15 protein-coding genes are annotated in these 16366 nt (G+C 60.3%); 7 read left to right on the plus strand and 8 right to left on the minus strand.

The genetic code is table 11. The features are described 5' to 3' along the window. The first annotated feature begins 64 nt into the window (after positions 1-64). The 3 genes from HBO23_RS33045 (at position 65) to HBO23_RS33055 (ending at position 3294) form a co-directional block, all read left to right on the plus strand. Complete coding sequence (locus tag HBO23_RS33045; RefSeq protein WP_170040931.1) at positions 65-979, plus strand: LysR family transcriptional regulator; 915 nt, start codon at positions 65-67, stop codon at positions 977-979. A 148-nt stretch (positions 980-1127) separates the two neighbouring features. Then, complete coding sequence (locus HBO23_RS33050; RefSeq protein WP_099550554.1) at positions 1128-1814, plus strand: helix-turn-helix transcriptional regulator; 687 nt, start codon at positions 1128-1130, stop codon at positions 1812-1814. Between the two features lie 103 nt (positions 1815-1917). Continuing rightward, positions 1918-3294: an MFS transporter gene (locus HBO23_RS33055; RefSeq protein WP_026013501.1), complete on the plus strand. Its 1377-nt coding sequence runs from the start codon at positions 1918-1920 to the stop codon at positions 3292-3294. A gap of 60 nt (positions 3295-3354) precedes the next feature. On the opposite strand, the gene HBO23_RS33060 is transcribed toward HBO23_RS33055, so the two are convergent. Continuing rightward, positions 3355-4308 (minus strand): adenosine deaminase, encoded by a 954-nt coding sequence (locus HBO23_RS33060; protein ID WP_017134717.1) that lies wholly within the window; start codon positions 4306-4308, stop codon positions 3355-3357. 194 nt (positions 4309-4502) lie between these two features. On the opposite strand from HBO23_RS33060, the gene HBO23_RS33065 reads away from it, so the two are divergent. After that, on the plus strand, positions 4503-5594 hold the full coding sequence (locus tag HBO23_RS33065) for a calcium:proton antiporter (RefSeq protein ID WP_056860419.1): 1092 nt from the start codon (positions 4503-4505) through the stop codon (positions 5592-5594). 296 nt (positions 5595-5890) lie between these two features. On the opposite strand, the gene HBO23_RS33070 is transcribed toward HBO23_RS33065, so the two are convergent. The 3 genes from HBO23_RS33070 to HBO23_RS33080 all read right to left on the minus strand — a co-directional run bounded on the left by HBO23_RS33070 (position 5891) and on the right by HBO23_RS33080 (position 8499). Continuing rightward, a complete protein-coding gene (locus tag HBO23_RS33070; protein ID WP_170040932.1) occupies positions 5891-7249 on the minus strand; it encodes an 8-oxoguanine deaminase in 1359 nt (452 codons plus the stop codon). Positions 7250-7436: 187 nt separating this feature from the next. After that, entirely contained in the window at positions 7437-8123 is a 687-nt protein-coding gene (locus tag HBO23_RS33075; protein ID WP_017134720.1) for an SDR family oxidoreductase, read from the minus strand. Positions 8124-8148: 25 nt separating this feature from the next. Then, positions 8149-8499: a MerR family transcriptional regulator gene (locus HBO23_RS33080; RefSeq protein ID WP_099550558.1), complete on the minus strand. Its 351-nt coding sequence runs from the start codon at positions 8497-8499 to the stop codon at positions 8149-8151. Between the two features lie 83 nt (positions 8500-8582). On the opposite strand from HBO23_RS33080, the gene HBO23_RS33085 reads away from it, so the two are divergent. Beyond that, positions 8583-8999, plus strand: a complete 417-nt coding sequence (locus tag HBO23_RS33085) for a hypothetical protein (protein ID WP_099550559.1) — start codon at positions 8583-8585, stop codon at positions 8997-8999. A 66-nt stretch (positions 9000-9065) separates the two neighbouring features. On the opposite strand, the gene HBO23_RS33090 is transcribed toward HBO23_RS33085, so the two are convergent. The 4 genes from HBO23_RS33090 to HBO23_RS33105 form a co-directional block, all read right to left on the minus strand. Further along, positions 9066-9647, minus strand: coding sequence for a YigZ family protein (locus tag HBO23_RS33090; protein ID WP_065930576.1), 582 nt, complete (start codon positions 9645-9647; stop codon positions 9066-9068). Positions 9648-9659: 12 nt separating this feature from the next. After that, positions 9660-10319 carry a TetR/AcrR family transcriptional regulator gene (locus tag HBO23_RS33095; protein ID WP_017134724.1) on the minus strand — a complete coding sequence of 220 codons (660 nt, stop codon included), beginning with the start codon at positions 10317-10319 and terminating at the stop codon, positions 9660-9662. An 87-nt stretch (positions 10320-10406) separates the two neighbouring features. Beyond that, complete coding sequence (locus HBO23_RS33100; protein WP_170040933.1) at positions 10407-11801, minus strand: nucleobase:cation symporter-2 family protein; 1395 nt, start codon at positions 11799-11801, stop codon at positions 10407-10409. Positions 11802-11889: 88 nt separating this feature from the next. Then, entirely contained in the window at positions 11890-12810 is a 921-nt protein-coding gene (locus HBO23_RS33105) for a LysR family transcriptional regulator (protein WP_017134726.1), read from the minus strand. Positions 12811-12935: 125 nt separating this feature from the next. Here HBO23_RS33105 and HBO23_RS33110 point away from each other — a divergent pair, with 125 nt between their 5' ends. Beyond that, positions 12936-14285, plus strand: a complete 1350-nt coding sequence (locus HBO23_RS33110) for an aspartate aminotransferase family protein (RefSeq protein ID WP_017134727.1) — start codon at positions 12936-12938, stop codon at positions 14283-14285. A gap of 39 nt (positions 14286-14324) precedes the next feature. After that, positions 14325-15818 (plus strand): CoA-acylating methylmalonate-semialdehyde dehydrogenase, encoded by a 1494-nt coding sequence (locus HBO23_RS33115; RefSeq protein ID WP_017134728.1) that lies wholly within the window; start codon positions 14325-14327, stop codon positions 15816-15818. Positions 15819-16366 lie beyond the last annotated feature (548 nt).

The following is a 16366-nucleotide window of genomic DNA, read 5'->3' on the forward strand; positions in this document are numbered from 1 at the left end:
CACAGATAAAAGCGGCTAAAACAGCAGTCTGTTTCAATAGAATTTTGATAATAGGCGAGGGTACATGCTGCGTTTTGATGATTTGCAGTTGTTTGTGCGGGCGGCGGACCTCGGCAGTTTGTCGGCCGCTGCACGCATCATGGACCTCTCGCCTGCCGTGGCGAGCGCGGCGCTCAAGCGTATCGAACAGCAACTGGGCACGCGCTTGCTGGCGCGCTCCACCCGCAGTTTGCGCCTGACTGCCGAAGGCGAGGGGTTTTTGGAATATGCCCGCGCCGCGTTGAGTTCGCTGGACGAAGGGCGGCGCTTATTGGCCAGCGGCCAGGACCATGTCAGCGGTGTGCTGCAACTGTCGGCGCCGTCGGATTTCGGGCGCAACCAGTTACTGCCGTGGCTGGATGAGTTTCAGCTTGAATACCCGCAATTGAACATCCGCCTGCGGCTGGGCGACCGCATTGCCGACCTGTTCCGCCAGCCGGTGGATATCGCCCTGCGCTACGGCGAGCCTGAAGATTCCAGCCTGGTCGCGCTGCCCATCGCCCCGGACAACATTCGCGTGCTGTGCGCCGCACCCAGCTACCTGGCACGGCATGGCGAGCCCCGGCATCTTGAGCAGTTGGCGCAGCACAATTGCCTGTTGTACATGCTGGGCAGTCGTGTCCACGACCACTGGGGTTTTTACGACGGCAAGCGCGAGGTCGGCCTGACGGTAAGCGGTGATCGCTTCAGTGACGACGCCGATGTGGTGCGCCGCTGGGCGGTGGCGGGTGTCGGCATTGCCTACAAGTCGTGGCTGGATGTGAGCACCGACGTGCTCGCGGGGCGTTTGCGCCTGGTGTTGCCGGAGCTACGCGGCGAGCGCACGCCGCTCAACCTGCTGTGCGCCCACCGTGCTCAGTTGAGTAAACCCATTAACCTGCTGCGGGAAATGCTCGTGTCCCGTTGTGCGGCTTTGACCGCGCAAAGGCCGGGGCGATAGAGCGTTAGGCAATAGCCTCCACCAAAGCCAGAAATTTCACTCAGAGCCTGTCCCCATTCGCGCTGTCGGACGCCGCGGAATGGGCGGTTTGCGCCCCTATACTTTGGTTCCAACCGCAGCAGACAAATGATTTACAAGGAGTGAATACATGGAAGAAGCACCTTGCATCAGTCAGATCGCCAGCTTGCTCGCTGAGCCCAAGCGCACCGCCATGCTCTGGTCACTGATGGACGGTTCGGCGAAAACCGCAGACGAACTGGCTATGCTCGCCGGGCTGTCCGCCGCGTCGGCCAATGCGCATCTTGCGCGCCTTATCGGCAGCGGTTTGCTGCGCAGCGAGGCCAAGCGCGGCAAGCGCCTGTTTCGCATGGCCGCCGTGGATGTCTGTGCGGCCGTCGACGCATTGGCCTGTACCACCTTGGCCTGTGCCGCACGCAACGCTCCGCAGGTTTCCCCGCGAGTATCCCTGGCGCCGCCGCCGTTGCGGCGCGCGCGTTTGTGCCAGGGGCATCTGGGCGGTGAACTGGCAGCGGGGCTTTATCAGCGCATGCTGGAGGCCGGCTGGATCGACCGCTACGAACAGCGTACCGACGTGACCGTCACCGGCGCGCAGCATTTCGCGACCCTGGGCATCTTTATCCAGGCACTGTCTGCGCCGTTGGCCTGCGACTGTTTTGACTGGAGCCAGCAGCAGCCGCACCTGGGGGGGGCATTGGGGGCCGGGTTGTTGCAGTTGTTTTTGCAGTGCGGCTGGATCAACGCGGTCAACGAGTCGCGTGCCTTGCTGGTGACCGACCTGGGGCTTGCGGAAATCAACCGTCTGGCCACGGCGTAGGTGCGTGCGTCGTTCAGAGTTTCAGTCAGGTCGTATCCAGCAATAATCGGGTAAAACGATGCCGCACACTCGCCTTGGGGATTTTTCACTCGGGGGGTATGGCATGGGTATGCAAGGCTATAGCGCAGCGGAACGGCTGGAACGGTTGCCCATCAGCGGTTACCACCGAATCATTTTCATCATCATCGCCTTGGCGTTTTTTTTCGACTCCATGGACCTGGCGATGATGACCTTCCTGTTGGGCTCGATAAAAACCGAGTTCGGCCTGAGCACGGCCCAGGCCGGGTTACTCGCCAGTTCGAGTTTTTTCGGCATGGTGGTCGGTGCGTCCTTGTCCGGCATGTTGGCTGACCGTTTCGGGCGCAAGCCGGTGTTTCAGTGGAGCATCGTGTTGTGGGGCGTCGCCAGTTACCTGTGCTCCACGGCGCAGACGGTGGAAACGCTGACGCTGTTTCGCATCCTGCTGGGGATCGGCATGGGTATGGAATTCCCGATTGCGCAGTCGATGCTCTCGGAGCTGATTCCCGCCAAGGGCCGTGGGCGATATATCGCCTTGATGGATGGCTTCTGGCCGCTGGGGTTTGTGGCGGCGGGTGTGCTGTCCTACTTTTTGCTGCCGGTGATTGGCTGGCGCGACATCTTCCTGGTGTTGGCGGTACCGGCGGTGTTTGTGCTGGCGATTCGTTTTTTTATCCCGGAATCGCCACGCTGGCTGGAACAGGCCGGGCGGCATGCAGCGGCGGACAAGGTGTTGCTCGGCATTGAGCAGAAGGTCCGCGACTCGCTGGGGCGTACGGACTTGCCGGAGCCGATTGCCTTGCCGCGGGTTGAGAGCGTGCCGGGCACGTTTTTCTCGGCGTTCCAGCAGTTGTGGTCGGCGCAGTATCGCCAACGCACGATGATGATCTGGAGCGTGTGGTTTTTTGCCTTGCTGGGTTTCTACGGGCTGACCTCCTGGCTGAGTGCGCTGTTGCAGCAGTCGGGTTTTGCCGTGACGCAATCGGTGTATTACACGGTGATCATTTCCCTGGGCGGGATACCGGGCTTCTTGATGGCGGCCTGGCTGGTGGAACGTTGGGGCCGTAAACCGGTGTGTGTGGTGACATTGCTGGGCGGCGGGGTGATGGCGTTTCTGTATGGGCAGAGCGCGGTGTTTGGCGGCAACGTGGGGCTGCTGATTACCTCGGGGTTGTTGATGCAGTTCTTTCTGTTTGGCATGTGGGCGGTGCTGTACACCTACACGCCGGAGCTGTATCCCACTTCGGCGCGGGCCACCGGTTCCGGGTTTGCCTCGGCGATTGGCCGGGTCGGGTCATTGCTGGGGCCGTTGGTAACCGGGCTGGTGTTTCCGATAACCGGGCAGGGTGGGGTGTTTGCCTTGGGGGCGCTGTGTTTTGCGGTGGCGGCGCTGGTGGTGTGGGTGTTTGGGATGGAGACCAAGGGCAAGACCCTGGAAGAACTGACCCAATCTCAAGGCTGATGAGGTCAATGTGGGAGCTGGCAAGCCAGCTCCCACATTATTTGAACTGCGTTTATGCAGTTATGGCTTCACGAGCCGCGCATCCAGGCTGTTCTGCGCCAGGCGTTTGGCCTGGTCCTGGGTCATGCCCAGGGAGGTGTACAGCGCGTGGAAGTTCTCGGTGACATAGCCGCCGAAGTACGCCGGGTCATCCGAGTTCACCGTCACCTTCACGCCACGCTCAAGCATGTCGAGGATGTTGTGCTGGGCCATGTCGTCGAACACACAGAGCTTGGTGTTGGACAGTGGGCACACGGTCAGCGGGATCTGCTCGTCGATGATGCGCTGCATCAAGCGTTCGTCTTCGATGGCGCGTACGCCATGGTCGATACGCTGGATTTTCAGCAGGTCGATGGCCTCCCAGATGTACTCGGGCGGGCCTTCTTCGCCGGCGTGGGCCACGGTAAGGAAGCCTTCATGGCGGGCACGGTCGAACACGCGCTGGAACTTGCTCGGTGGGTGACCCATTTCCGAGCTGTCCAGGCCGACGGCCACAAACGCGTCACGGAACGGCAGCGCCTGGTCGAGGGTTTTCTCGGCTTCGGCTTCGCTCAGGTGGCGCAGGAAGCTCAGGATCAAACCGCTGGTGATACCCAGTTGCTGCTCGCCATCTTTGAGCGCAGCGGCGATGCCGTTGAGCACCACTTCGAATGGCACGCCACGGTCGGTGTGGGTCTGCGGGTCGAAGAACGGTTCGGTGTGGATCACGTTCTGTTCTTTGCAGCGCAGCAGGTAGGCCCAGGTCAGGTCATAGAAATCCTGGGACGTGCGCAGCACATCGGCGCCTTTGTAATACAGGTCGAGAAACTCTTGCAGGTTGTTGAAGGCGTAGGCCTTGCGCAGGGTTTCGACGTCATTCCACGGCAGTGCAATCTTGTTGCGTTCGGCCAGGGCAAACAGCAACTCAGGCTCCAGCGAGCCTTCCAGGTGCAGGTGCAATTCAGCCTTGGGCAGGGCGTTGAGCCAATCGTACATGTTCTAAATTCTCATCAGGTGCAATGGCGGCATTCTACAGGCCATGGCTGAAATAGTCGGCAAAACCTGACCAGCAGGAGAGTATTGGTTTTATTCGCGCAAGGGCCATCTGAACTAAGGTGTAACGAAACGTTAGCGACGTGGTGCAGTCTGTACCCCATCAATGACTGATTTGCTGCACAAAAAGGCCCGGAATGCTCACATCCCTCAAGCAAGAAAAATTCATGTGGCTGGCGTTGATCGCCGCCATCGCCGCCTACCCGTTGGAGCACTGGATGCTGCACAGCGGGCAGATGATCGCCCTGCTGGGCGGCTTGGCGCTCATCGCTTTTATTGTCATGGCGTCGATGCGCGTCGCCCACCACGCCGAGCAACTGGCGGAAAAGGTCGGTGACCCTTACGGCACCATGATCCTCACCCTCGCCGCCGTGCTGGTGGAAGTGGTGATCCTGGCGATCATGATGAGCAACGAGCCCTCGCCGACTTTGGTACGTGACACGATCTATTCGGCGGTGATGCTCGATATCAACGGCATCCTTGGCCTGGCCGCGCTGATGGGCGGCATCAAGCATGGTGAACAGTCCTACAACGATGACTCGGCACGCAGTTACAGCGTGATGATCCTCACCGCCATGGGCGTATCGATGGTGGTGCCGGAGTTTATTCCCGAGGCTGACTGGAAAATTTACTCGGCCTTCACCATCGGCGCGATGGTGTTGCTCTACACCCTGTTCCTGCGCATGCAGGTCGGGCCACACAGTTACTTCTTCAGCTATAGCTACCCGGAAAAACGCCGAAAAAAGCAGCCGGAAGAACAGCAGGAGCCGCCGATCAACCTGGCGTTTTCCATCGGTACGTTGGTGTTTGGCGTGATTGTGATTGGCGCATTGGCCGAGGTGATGTCCAAGACCCTCGACCTGGGCCTGGAAGGTACGGGCGCACCGCCGGTGATTACCGCGATTGTGGTGGCGGCGATTTCGGCCGCGCCGGAAATTCTGACGGCATTGCGTGCAGCCTTGGCTAACCGCATGCAGTCGGTGGTCAACATCGCACTGGGTGCATCGTTGTCGACGGTGATTTTGACGGTGCCGGTGATGGAAGCCATGGCGCTCTACACCGGCCAGCCGTTCCAGATGGCGATGACCCCGGTGCAGACCGTGATGGTGTTGATCACACTGGTGGTGAGTGCGATCAACCTCAATGATGGCGAAACCAATGCCATCGAAGGGATGACGCACTTTGTGTTGTTTGCGACCTTTATCATGTTGTCGTTGCTTGGGGTGTAACCGGCCCTCAAGCACACCCTAAATCCCATGTGGGAGTCGGGCTTGCCCGCGATGGCATTAACTCGGTATGGCTGAAAGACCGAGGTGCCTGCATCGCAGGCAAGCCAGCTCCCACATGTGTTGTTTGCGACCTTTATCATGTTGTCGTTGCTTGGGGTGTAACCGGCCCTCAAGCACACCCTAAATCCCATGTGGGAGTCGGGCTTGCCCGCGATGGCATCCACTCGGTATGGCTAATAGACCGAGGTGTCTGCATCGCAGGCAAGCCAGCTCCCACAGTTGGCTTTGTGCAGGGCTCAGGTGCCGGCGATCAGTTGTTTCGCCGCCTGGCTGTGATCGGCAATCAAGCCTTTCAGGTCCAGCCCTTCAACCTGCCCATCGATCACCCGCCACTTGCCGCCGATCATCACCCGATCCGCGCGGTCGGCGCCGCACAGCAGCAGCGCCGAAATCGGGTCATGGCTGCCGGAAAAACGCAGCTCATCGAGTTTGAACAGCGCCAGGTCAGCCTGTTTGCCCACGGCCAACTCACCGATATCCGTGCGCCCCAGCAACTGCGCCGAGCCTTTGGTGGCCCAGCCCAGCACGCCTTCCGGGGTGATCTTTTCTGCGCCGTAACGCAGGCGCTGGATGTACAGGGCCTGGCGCGCTTCGAGGATCATGTTCGAGGCATCGTTGGAGGCCGAACCGTCGACGCCCAGGCCAATCGGCGCGCCGGCGGCGAGCAGGTCCAGGGTCGGGCAGATGCCGGAAGCCAGGCGCATATTCGAGCTTGGGCAATGGCAGATACCGGTGCCGGCGGCGCCCAGGCGGGCGATCTCGTCCGGGTTGAAGTGAATGCCGTGGGCCAGCCAGGTGCGTGGGCCGAGCCAGCCGACGCTGTCGAGGTAGTCCACCGTGCGCAGCCCGAAACGCTGCAGGCAGAAGTCTTCTTCGTCGAGGGTTTCGGCCAGGTGCGTGTGCAGGCGCACGTCGAGGCTGTTGGCCAGTTCGGCGCTGGCTTGCATGATTTCCGGGGTGACCGAAAACGGCGAGCAGGGCGCCAGGGCGATCTGGATTTGCGCGCCATCGCCGCGCTGGTGGTATTCGCGGATCAGGCGCTGGCTGTCTTCGAGGATCACCTGGCCTTGCTGCACGGTTTGCTGCGGCGGCAGGCCGCCATCCGCTTCGCCCAGGCTCATGGAGCCGCGAGTGAGCATGGCGCGCATGCCCAGTTCGCGCACGCTTTGCACCTGCACGTCGATGGCGTTTTCAAGGCCTTCGGGGAACAGGTAATGGTGATCTGCCGCGGTGGTGCAGCCAGACAGCAGCAATTCAGCCAAGGCGACTTTGGACGCCAGCGCGAGTTTTTCCGGGGTCAGGCGTGCCCAGACCGGGTACAGGGTTTTCAGCCACGGGAAGAGCGGCTGGTTGACCACCGGCGCCCAGGCGCGGGTCAGGGTTTGGTAGAAGTGATGGTGAGTGTTGATCAGCCCCGGCAGGATCACATGTTCGCGTGCATCGAATACTTGTCCGCACGGCACGGTGGGCTCTTTTCCCAAGCCCAGCACTTCGGTGATCACACCGTCTTGCAGCACCAGGCCACCACGGGCGTCGAGGCCATTGGCGGTGAAGATCGCGAGGGGGTTTTTTAACCAGATACGGGTCGCAGGCATTGGCCGGCTCCTCTGAATGATGGGTTCAGGTTTGCCAGCTCAGTGTTGCCCTGTCTGCTGATCCAGGGTCGCCGGTGAGGGCGAGGAGCAGAGTTTACGTGTAGTCCATGATCAGGTCTATCTGTAGGAGCGAGGTGCTCTTGAGACCATCGCGGGCAAGCCCGCTCCCACAGGTTGGACCGAGCTGTTACCAGGCGATGGTGTCGCCCTTGTAGTCCACGAAGTGATGGCCGCCTTTGCCGGTGTAGGCATTCACCTGATCCACCAGGCCGCGCACGCTGGTGTCGACATCGATGTGCGCGTTTTCGCCGCCCATGTCGGTTTTCACCCAGCCCGGATGCAGCGACAGCACGGTGAGCTTATGGTCGCCCAGTTGCGTGATAAAGCTGTTGGTCATGGAGTTGAGTGCAGCCTTGCTGGCCTTGTACAGCGCCAGGTCGGAGCCATCGGGAATAGTCACGCTGCCCAGCACCGAACTCATGAACGCCAGCACGCCGGTGTCTTTGCGGATCTGCCCGACAAAGCGCTGGGCCAGGTTGATCGGCGCCACGGCGTTGGTGAAAAACAGTTGGCCGACTTCCGCCAGGGTGGCGTGGCCCGGCTCCTGGTTGGCAGGGCCTTTGACGCCGGCGTTGACGAACAGCAGGTCGAAGGTGCGCTCCTTCAGGCGTTGGGCCAAGGCGATCACGGCTTGTTGATCGTCCATGTCCAGCTTCTCGATCTGCACCTGGCCCACGGCTTTGAGCGCATCGGCCTTGTTCGGGTCGCGCACGGTGGCGGTCACCTCCCAGCCGTCCTGCAGCAGTTGCTTGACCAGGCCAAGGCCCAGGCCGCGCGAGGCGCCGATGATCAGTGCGGTTTTTGGCGTAGACATGAAGGGCTTCCTTTGGAGTGGAGGTTCACGGATTCAGTGGACAACGTTGCCCGAGCCTTTGCTGCAACTCCTGGCGCAGATGGCCGAGTTCAGTGATGCGGGTTTCGATCAGGTTGAGCTTGTCTTGCAGCAATTGTGTGACGGCAGCGTCGGGATCGGGCGCCTGCCATAAGGCGGCGACGCTGGTGCCGATCTCGCCGAGGCTGAAACCCAGGCGCTGCGCAGTCTTGATATAGAGCACCAGTTGCAGCATGTCCGGCGGGTAGTCGCGGTAACCGTTGGCGCTGCGTTGCGCGGCGATCAACCCGCGCTGCTCATAGAAGCGCAAGGTGTCGCGGCTGACCTGGCTGGCCTGGGCTAATTCGCCGATACGCATGAGACGGGCTCGAGAGGGCTTGACCCTGGAGCATACTCCAGGCTTTAGCCTGCTGGCTTCTTGAATTGAAGGAGCTTGCTGCTATGTGGACACAAAAACGCTACCGGACATTGGTGCGGGCCAGTGCCTGGTATGACTTGATCATCACCGCCGCGTTTGTCACGCCGTGGAGTTTTGCATTAGTACACGGCCTGTTGCAGGGCTTGAACCTGCCGGGCGAGCTACCGCCGTTTCTGCCTGCGCATGTGCTGATGGCCAACCTGCTCGGCTCGATCGTGTGCGTGTGGGCAGTGCTGCGTATTCGCGACCCTCAACGCCAATTCGGGCTGTATGACGCGGCCGGCCGTGGTCTGTTTGCGACCTGGCAGCTGTACGCGCTGATGCAGGGCTCCACGTCGGTGCTGTGGATAATTCTGCTGTTGGAACTGCTGTGGGGCGTTGCGCAACTACTCCCGGTGAATACTGATCAAAAAATGACCGGCGCCCGTAAGCCCTTATGACAAAAGGGTTACAGACGGGTGTGCTCAGGTTATCCACAGGCAGGTGCACAGTAGATGTGGGCAGTTTCAGCGTTCGAGCAGGATGCGCCCACGGCTGAGGTCGGCGAGCTGGGTTTGCAGCGTGTCGATGTGCGCCTCGCCGAGTGCGAGCTGTAGCTCGACGCCGTTGGCGGTGAAGGTTTCTTCCACCACCAGCCCGCCCAGTTCGGCCACGCGCAGTTTCACCAGGTTCAATTCCGAGAAACTGCAGGCACAGCTCAGCGGCACGCGGCTGATCAGCTCGATGCGTTCGGCATTCTGCAGGCATTTGTTCGCGCCGCCGCCGTAGGCGCGAGCCAGGCCGCCGGTGCCCAGCTGGATGCCGCCGTACCAGCGAATCACCAGCACGGCGACCTGATCAAAGCCTTGGGCTTCAATGGCGGCCAGGATCGGTCGCCCGGCCGTGCCGCCGGGTTCGCCATCGTCGTTGCTGCGGTACTGGTCGGCGAGCTTCCAGGCCCAGCAGTTGTGCGTGGCGTTGAGGTCGCTGTGCTGCTCGAAAAACGCCTGGGCGTCTTGCGCGCTGGTGATCGGCGCGGCCAGGGTGATAAAGCGGCTTTTGCGTATTTCTTCACGAAATTCGCAAAGGCCGGTCAGCGTGAAAGGCATAAGTCGCTTCGTTTATAGGGCCGGCTTGATGCCGCAGCCTTTGAGGATGATATGGATCAGGTTGGTGCCGGCGTCTTCCATGTCCTGCTTGGTCAGCTTGGTGCGACCAGTGACGCGGCAGATCTGGGTGGCGAAGTCGGCGTAATGCTGGGTGCTGCCCCACAACAGGAAGATCAGGTGTACGGGGTCGATGGGGTCCATCTTGCCGGCTTCGATCCAGGCCTGGAACACCGCTGCGCGGCCACTGAACCAGGCGCGGTAGTCCTGGCTGAAATATTCGGTCAGGCATTCGCCGCCACTGATGATCTCCATGGCGAAGATCCGCGAGGCTTGGGGGTGGCGCCGGGAGAATTCCATCTTGGTGCGGATGTAGCGTGTCAGCGCGACGGCGGGGTCGTCCTCGGCGGTCAGCGCGTTGAAGGTGCTGTCCCACAGTTCGAGGATATTGCTCAGTACCGCGATGTACAGGCCGAGCTTGTTGGTGAAGTAATAATGCAGGTTGGCCTTGGGCAGCCCGGCACTCGAGGCAATGGTGTTCATGCTGGTGCCTTTGTAGCCATGACGCGCGAATTCGTCTTCAGCCGCCTGGAGAATCGCTTGTTCATTCTTTTGCCGAATACGGCTGGCAGGTTTACCGGCGTGGTTGCTGTGGGCAGGAACTTCGAGGCTCATGGAGGTTTCCGTGCTGATCGATAGAGACGACGTGTGCACAGATAACCCACCCTCAAGCCTCAGACAAGTCCCGATGCAATAAAACCGTCAAAGCGGTTCCAGTGTGTCGCTTTCCGGCGCGTGGTTTGCGCCTGCGGTATTCGCTTTGGCCTCGGGTAATAACAGGCACAACACGATGGCCGTCAGGCCGCCGCTGGTGATGGCCGAATCGAACAGGTTTTGCACCAGAGGCGGCATCAAGTGCAGCAACTCAGGTTGGGCGGCAATGCCCAGGCCAACGCCGAACGAGGTGGCGATGATCAACATGCTGCGTCGGTCCAGCGGCGCCTGGGCCAGAATGCGCACGCCGGCGGCGGCCACGCTGCCGAACATCACCAGGGTTGCGCCGCCCAATACCGGTTTGGGGATTTGCTGCAGCACCGCGCCGATCAGTGGAAACAGGCCGAGACAGAACAGCAGCACACCAATGTATAAGCCGACGTAACGGCTGGCCACGCCGGTGAGTTGGATCACGCCGTTGTTCTGCGCAAACGTGGTGTTGGGGAATGCGCTGAAGGTGGCGGCAATCATGCAACTGACGCCATCACCCAATACGCCGCCCTTGAGTCGACTTATATAAGAAGGGCCGCTGATCGGCTGGCGGGCGATCATGCAGTTGGCGGTCAGGTCGCCAACGGTTTCGATACTGCTGATCAGATAAATCAGCGCGATGGGCAGGAAGGCGCTCCAGTCGAAGTTGAAACCAAAGCGAAACGGCATCGGCACGCTGATCAATGGCAAGTCGGGCAAGGCTTGGGGCACCAGCTTGCCGCTGAACCACGCGGCCAGGCTGCCGAGGGCCAGGCCGATGATGATTGCCGAGAGGCGTATCCACGGCGTGTTCGAGCGGTTGAGCAAGATGATCGTCAACACGACGAACAACCCCAAGGCCAGGTTGGTCGGCGCGCCGAAGTCAGGCGCATTGAAACCGCCACCCAGGTCGGTGATGCCGACTTTGATCAGGCTGATGCCTATCAAGGTGATGACAATGCCGGTGACCAAGGGCGTGATCACACGGCGCAATTGGCCGATAAAACGGCTCAACACGATCTGCACCGCCGCGCCGAAAAAGCACACGCCAAAGACCATCGCCATGATGTCTTCCGGGCTGCCGCCGCGTTGCTTCACTAGAAAGCCTGCTGACAACACCGCGCCGAGAAACGCAAAGCTGGTGCCTTGCAGGCAGATCATGCCGGCGCCGATACCAAATGGCCTGCGTGCCTGGATGAAAGTGCCTACGCCGGACACCATCAACGCCATGCTGATCAGGTAGGGCAGGTGGGCGGTGAGCCCCAACGTAGAACCGATGATCAGTGGCGGGGTGATGATGCCGACAAAGGCGGCCAGCACATGTTGCAAGGCTGCCAGTAGGGCCGGCAGTGGTTTCGGTCGGTCGTTCAGGCCGTAGATCAGGTCGTTGGGGCTCAAGGTTTCTGGTGGCATGGCGGGCAAACTCAGGGCGGACGGTTCAAGGTCCTGGTTCCCTTGCAAAAAGCTGTCCAGTTGCTCAGCTTTTAGCGAGAGGCCCGAATTAGCGCGTTGCCGCCAGACTCTCCAGAAAGCTTTCCAGCACCAAATGAGGGCGGCGACCCTTGCGCGTGACCGATGCGAGGCTCAAATCGTAAAAACGTGTAGCCGGTTTCAGCGCGCGCAGTCGGCCTTGTTGTACCCACAGGCTGGCGTAGTGGTCGGGCAGGTAGCCGATATAGCGGCCGGTGAGAATCAGGAACGCCATGCCTTCGCGGTCCGAGGCGCTGGCGGTGCAATTGAGTGCCTGGTAATGGGCCTGGATTTCGGCGGGCAAGCGAAAGGTCGGGGCGATGGCGTCCTGGCTGTCGATACGTGGGTCGTCCAGTTGCTTGTCGTCCGCGTAAAACAACGGGTGGCCAACCGCGCAGTAGAGCAGTGAGCGTTCGCTGTATAGGGGTTGGTATTCCAGGCCGGACAGCGCGCTCGCCTGAGGTACTACGCCGACATGCAGGCGACCATCGAGTACACCTTGTTCCACCTCGTTCGGCGCGATCATGCGGATCTGGATTTGTACGTCGGGGCCGCGTTCCTTCAACTGCGCCAGGGCGTGGGTGATGCGCATGTGGGGCAGGGTGACCAGGTTGTCGGTGAGGCCGATGATCAGTTCGCCGCGCAAATGCTGATGCAGGCCGTTGACCTCGGTGCGAAAGCTTTCCAGCGCACTTAATAGCTGCAAGGCCGATTGGTAGACCTCGCGGCCTTCTTCGGTCAGGGAGAAGCCGGCACGCCCGCGCTGGCACAGGCGCAATCCAAGGCGTTGCTCCAGGTCGCTCATCTGCTGGCTGATGGCCGAGCGGCCGATGCCGAGCACGGTTTCGGCCGCCGAGAAGCCGCCGCACTCCACCACGCTGCGAAAGATGCGCAACAGGCGGATATCGAAGTCGCTGACTTGGGCCAGGGGATCGGGTCGACGGCTGCTCATAGTTTAGTGAAGGCCTGACTGAAGGTTAGAAGAGTTGGATTTCACCGACTTTATCGCCGTGGCAATTTAGCTGCAACAACGCTTTTCAATCCCGACGCTGCCTTTTGCCCTGCGAGGTTTTGCTGATGAACATGCCCGAAAACGCCCCATCGTCCCTGGCCAGCCAATTGAAGTTGGATGCGCACTGGATGCCTTACACCGCCAACCGCAACTTCCAGCGCGACCCGCGCCTGATCGTCGGCGCTGAAGGCAGCTGGTTGATAGATGACAAGGGCCGCAAGGTGTACGACTCGTTGTCGGGCCTGTGGACGTGTGGCGCCGGGCACACCCGTAAAGAGATTCAGGAAGCAGTCTCCAAGCAACTGGGCACCCTGGACTACTCCCCGGGCTTCCAATACGGTCATCCGTTGTCCTTCCAGCTGGCGGAAAAGATCACCGACCTGACCCCAGGCAACCTGAACCACGTGTTCTTCACCGATTCGGGCTCCGAGTGCGCCGATACAGCGGTGAAGATGGTGCGTGCGTACTGGCGCCTGAAAGGCCAGGCCACCAAGACCAAGATGATCGGCCGCGCCCGTGGCTATCACGGTGTGAACATTGCCGGAACCAGCCTGGGTGGCGTGAACGGCAACCGCAAGCTCTTCGGTCAGGGCCTGATGGACGTTGACCATCTGCCGCACACGTTGCTGGCGAGCAATGCCTTCTCCCGTGGCATGCCGGAGCTGGGCGGCATCGCCCTGGCCGATGAGCTGCTCAAGCTGATCGAACTGCACGACGCGTCGAACATCGCAGCGGTGTTTGTTGAACCGATGGCCGGTTCCGCTGGCGTGCTGGTGCCGCCACAGGGTTATCTCAAGCGACTGCGTGAGATCTGCGACCAACACAACATCCTGCTGGTGTTCGACGAAGTGATCACCGGTTTCGGCCGTACCGGCTCGATGTTCGGCGCCGACAGCTTTGGCGTGACCCCGGACCTGATGTGCATTGCCAAGCAAGTCACCAACGGCGCGATCCCGATGGGCGCAGTGATTGCCAGCAGCGAGATCTATCAGACCTTCATGAACCAGGCGACGCCGGAATACGCGGTGGAATTCCCCCACGGCTACACCTACTCGGCGCACCCGGTGGCTTGCGCGGCTGGCTTGGCGGCATTGGACCTGTTGCAGAAGGAAAACCTGGTGCAGAGCGTAGCCGAAGTCGCCCCGCACTTTGAGAATGCGTTGCACGGGTTGAAGGGCAGCAAGAATGTGATCGACATCCGTAACTACGGCCTGGCCGGCGCGATCCAGATTGCCCCGCGTGACGGTGATGCCATCGTGCGTCCATTTGAGGCCGGCATGGCCTTGTGGAAAGCGGGTTTCTACGTGCGCTTTGGCGGTGACACCCTGCAGTTCGGGCCAACCTTCAACAGCAAGCCGCAGGACCTGGATCGTTTGTTCGATGCGGTCGGCGAAGTGCTGAACAAGATCGACTGATTTCTCCTTTTATATAGAACAACTTTTCAGGAGCCCTGCATGAGCCTTATCCAGCATTTGATCAACGGTGAGTTGGTCAATGACAGCGGCCGTAGTGCCGACGTGTACAACCCGTCCACCGGCCAGGTGATTCACCAAGTGCCATTGGCCAGCCGTGAAACTATTCAACAGGCGATCGACTCGGCCAAGGCGGCGTTCCCTGCCTGGCGTAATACCCCACCGGCCAAGCGTGCCCAGGTGATGTTTCGTTTCAAGCAATTGCTGGAGCAGAACGAAGCGCGTATTTCGCAGTTGATCAGCGAGGAGCATGGCAAGACCCTGGAAGACGCCGCCGGTGAACTGAAACGCGGCATCGAGAACGTGGAATACGCCTGTTCGGCGCCGGAGATTCTCAAAGGCGAGTACAGCCGTAACGTGGGGCCGAACATTGATGCGTGGTCGGACTTCCAACCGTTGGGTGTGGTGGCGGGTATTACTCCGTTCAACTTCCCGGCGATGGTGCCGCTGTGGATGTACCCGCTGGCGATCGTGTGCGGTAACTGTTTCATCCTGAAACCATCGGAGCGTGATCCAAGCTCCACGCTGCTGATTGCGCAGCTGTTGCAGGAAGCCGGTCTGCCCAAAGGCGTGCTGAGCGTGGTGCACGGGGACAAGGGCGCAGTGGATGCGCTGATTGAAGCGCCGGAAGTCAAAGCCCTGAGTTTTGTGGGGTCGACGCCGATTGCCGAGTACATCTATTCCGAAGCAACCAAGCGCGGCAAGCGCGTGCAGGCGCTGGGCGGGGCGAAGAACCATGCGGTGCTGATGCCGGATGCGGACCTGGATAACGCGGTCAGCGCTTTGATGGGCGCAGCGTATGGTTCCTGCGGTGAGCGTTGCATGGCGATTTCGGTGGCCGTGTGCGTGGGTGACCAGGTGGCGGATGCGTTGATCGCCAAGTTGGTACCGCAGGTCAAGGCACTCAAGATTGGTGCGGGCACCTCTTGCGGCCTGGATATGGGGCCGTTGGTGACGGGGCAGGCGCGGGACAAGGTCAGTGGCTATATAGAAGACGGTGTGTCTTCTGGCGCTGAGCTGGTAGTCGACGGCCGCGGTTTGAGTGTTGCCGGGCATGAAGAGGGCTTCTTCCTGGGCGGCAGCTTGTTTGATCGCGTGACGCCTGAAATGCGCATCTATAAGGAAGAGATCTTCGGGCCGGTGCTGTGCGTGGTGCGGGTGGATAGCCTGGAAGCGGCGATGCAACTGATCAACGATCATGAGTATGGCAACGGTACCTGCATCTTTACCCGTGACGGTGAAGCGGCGCGGCTGTTCTGTGATGAGATCGAAGTGGGCATGGTCGGCGTAAACGTGCCGTTGCCCGTGCCGGTGGCGTACCACAGCTTTGGCGGCTGGAAACGTTCGCTGTTTGGCGACTTGCATGCCTATGGGCCGGATGGGGTGCGTTTCTATACCCGTCGCAAGGCGATTACCCAGCGTTGGCCGCAGCGGGCCAGCCATGAAGCGTCGCAGTTCGCCTTCCCGAGTCTGTAAGGCGTAGTAGGTGAAGGCCGGCCCCTTGGGGCCGGCTTTTGTGCTTTTGCGGCCTTTTTGACCTATATGACAGAAATGTGAAAGAAAGGGATTGACGGCGTTTTATATCTGTCTATAATTCGCCCCACTTCCGGCGCAGTCGAAACGGAAAACTCCTTGGTAAACAATGAGTTACGAAGTTTTCGGCAGCGAGTTGCTTCAGTTCATCGAAGCCAAAAGGAAGTTGAAAAAGAGGTGTTGACAGCAGCGTGTGACGCTGTAGAATTCGCCTCCCGCTAACGAGAGATCGTAAGCGCAAGTGGTTGAAGTTGTTGAAGAATTCTTCGAAAGCTTCTGAAAATAATCACTTGACAGCAAATGAGGCTGCTGTAGAATGCGCGCCTCGGTTGAGACGAAAGATCTTAACCAACCGCTCTTTAACAACTGAATCAAGCAATTCGTGTGGGTGCTTGTGGAGTCAGACTGGTAGTCAACAAGATTATCAGCATCACAAGTTACTCCGCGAGAAATCAAAGATGTAACCAACGATTGCTGAGCCAAGTTTAGGG

Origin of the sequence: Pseudomonas sp. WS 5532 (genome assembly GCF_012985445.1) — a bacterium.
Classification (GTDB): Bacteria; Pseudomonadota; Gammaproteobacteria; order Pseudomonadales; family Pseudomonadaceae; genus Aquipseudomonas; species Aquipseudomonas edaphica.

Coding starts and splice junctions, on each gene's coding strand:
- HBO23_RS33075 (WP_017134720.1), bottom strand. CDS start 8,123: ATGTCTACGCCAAAAACCGCACTGATCATCGGCGCCTCGCGCGGCCTG.
- HBO23_RS33070 (WP_170040932.1), bottom strand. CDS start 7,249: ATGCCTGCGACCCGTATCTGGTTAAAAAACCCCCTCGCGATCTTCACC.
- HBO23_RS33080 (WP_099550558.1), bottom strand. CDS start 8,499: ATGCGTATCGGCGAATTAGCCCAGGCCAGCCAGGTCAGCCGCGACACC.
- HBO23_RS33050 (WP_099550554.1), top strand. CDS start 1,128: ATGGAAGAAGCACCTTGCATCAGTCAGATCGCCAGCTTGCTCGCTGAG.
- HBO23_RS33085 (WP_099550559.1), top strand. CDS start 8,583: ATGTGGACACAAAAACGCTACCGGACATTGGTGCGGGCCAGTGCCTGG.
- HBO23_RS33100 (WP_170040933.1), bottom strand. CDS start 11,801: ATGCCACCAGAAACCTTGAGCCCCAACGACCTGATCTACGGCCTGAAC.
- HBO23_RS33115 (WP_017134728.1), top strand. CDS start 14,325: ATGAGCCTTATCCAGCATTTGATCAACGGTGAGTTGGTCAATGACAGC.
- HBO23_RS33045 (WP_170040931.1), top strand. CDS start 65: ATGCTGCGTTTTGATGATTTGCAGTTGTTTGTGCGGGCGGCGGACCTC.
- HBO23_RS33065 (WP_056860419.1), top strand. CDS start 4,503: ATGCTCACATCCCTCAAGCAAGAAAAATTCATGTGGCTGGCGTTGATC.
- HBO23_RS33110 (WP_017134727.1), top strand. CDS start 12,936: ATGAACATGCCCGAAAACGCCCCATCGTCCCTGGCCAGCCAATTGAAG.
- HBO23_RS33095 (WP_017134724.1), bottom strand. CDS start 10,319: ATGAGCCTCGAAGTTCCTGCCCACAGCAACCACGCCGGTAAACCTGCC.
- HBO23_RS33090 (WP_065930576.1), bottom strand. CDS start 9,647: ATGCCTTTCACGCTGACCGGCCTTTGCGAATTTCGTGAAGAAATACGC.
- HBO23_RS33060 (WP_017134717.1), bottom strand. CDS start 4,308: ATGTACGATTGGCTCAACGCCCTGCCCAAGGCTGAATTGCACCTGCAC.
- HBO23_RS33105 (WP_017134726.1), bottom strand. CDS start 12,810: ATGAGCAGCCGTCGACCCGATCCCCTGGCCCAAGTCAGCGACTTCGAT.
- HBO23_RS33055 (WP_026013501.1), top strand. CDS start 1,918: ATGGGTATGCAAGGCTATAGCGCAGCGGAACGGCTGGAACGGTTGCCC.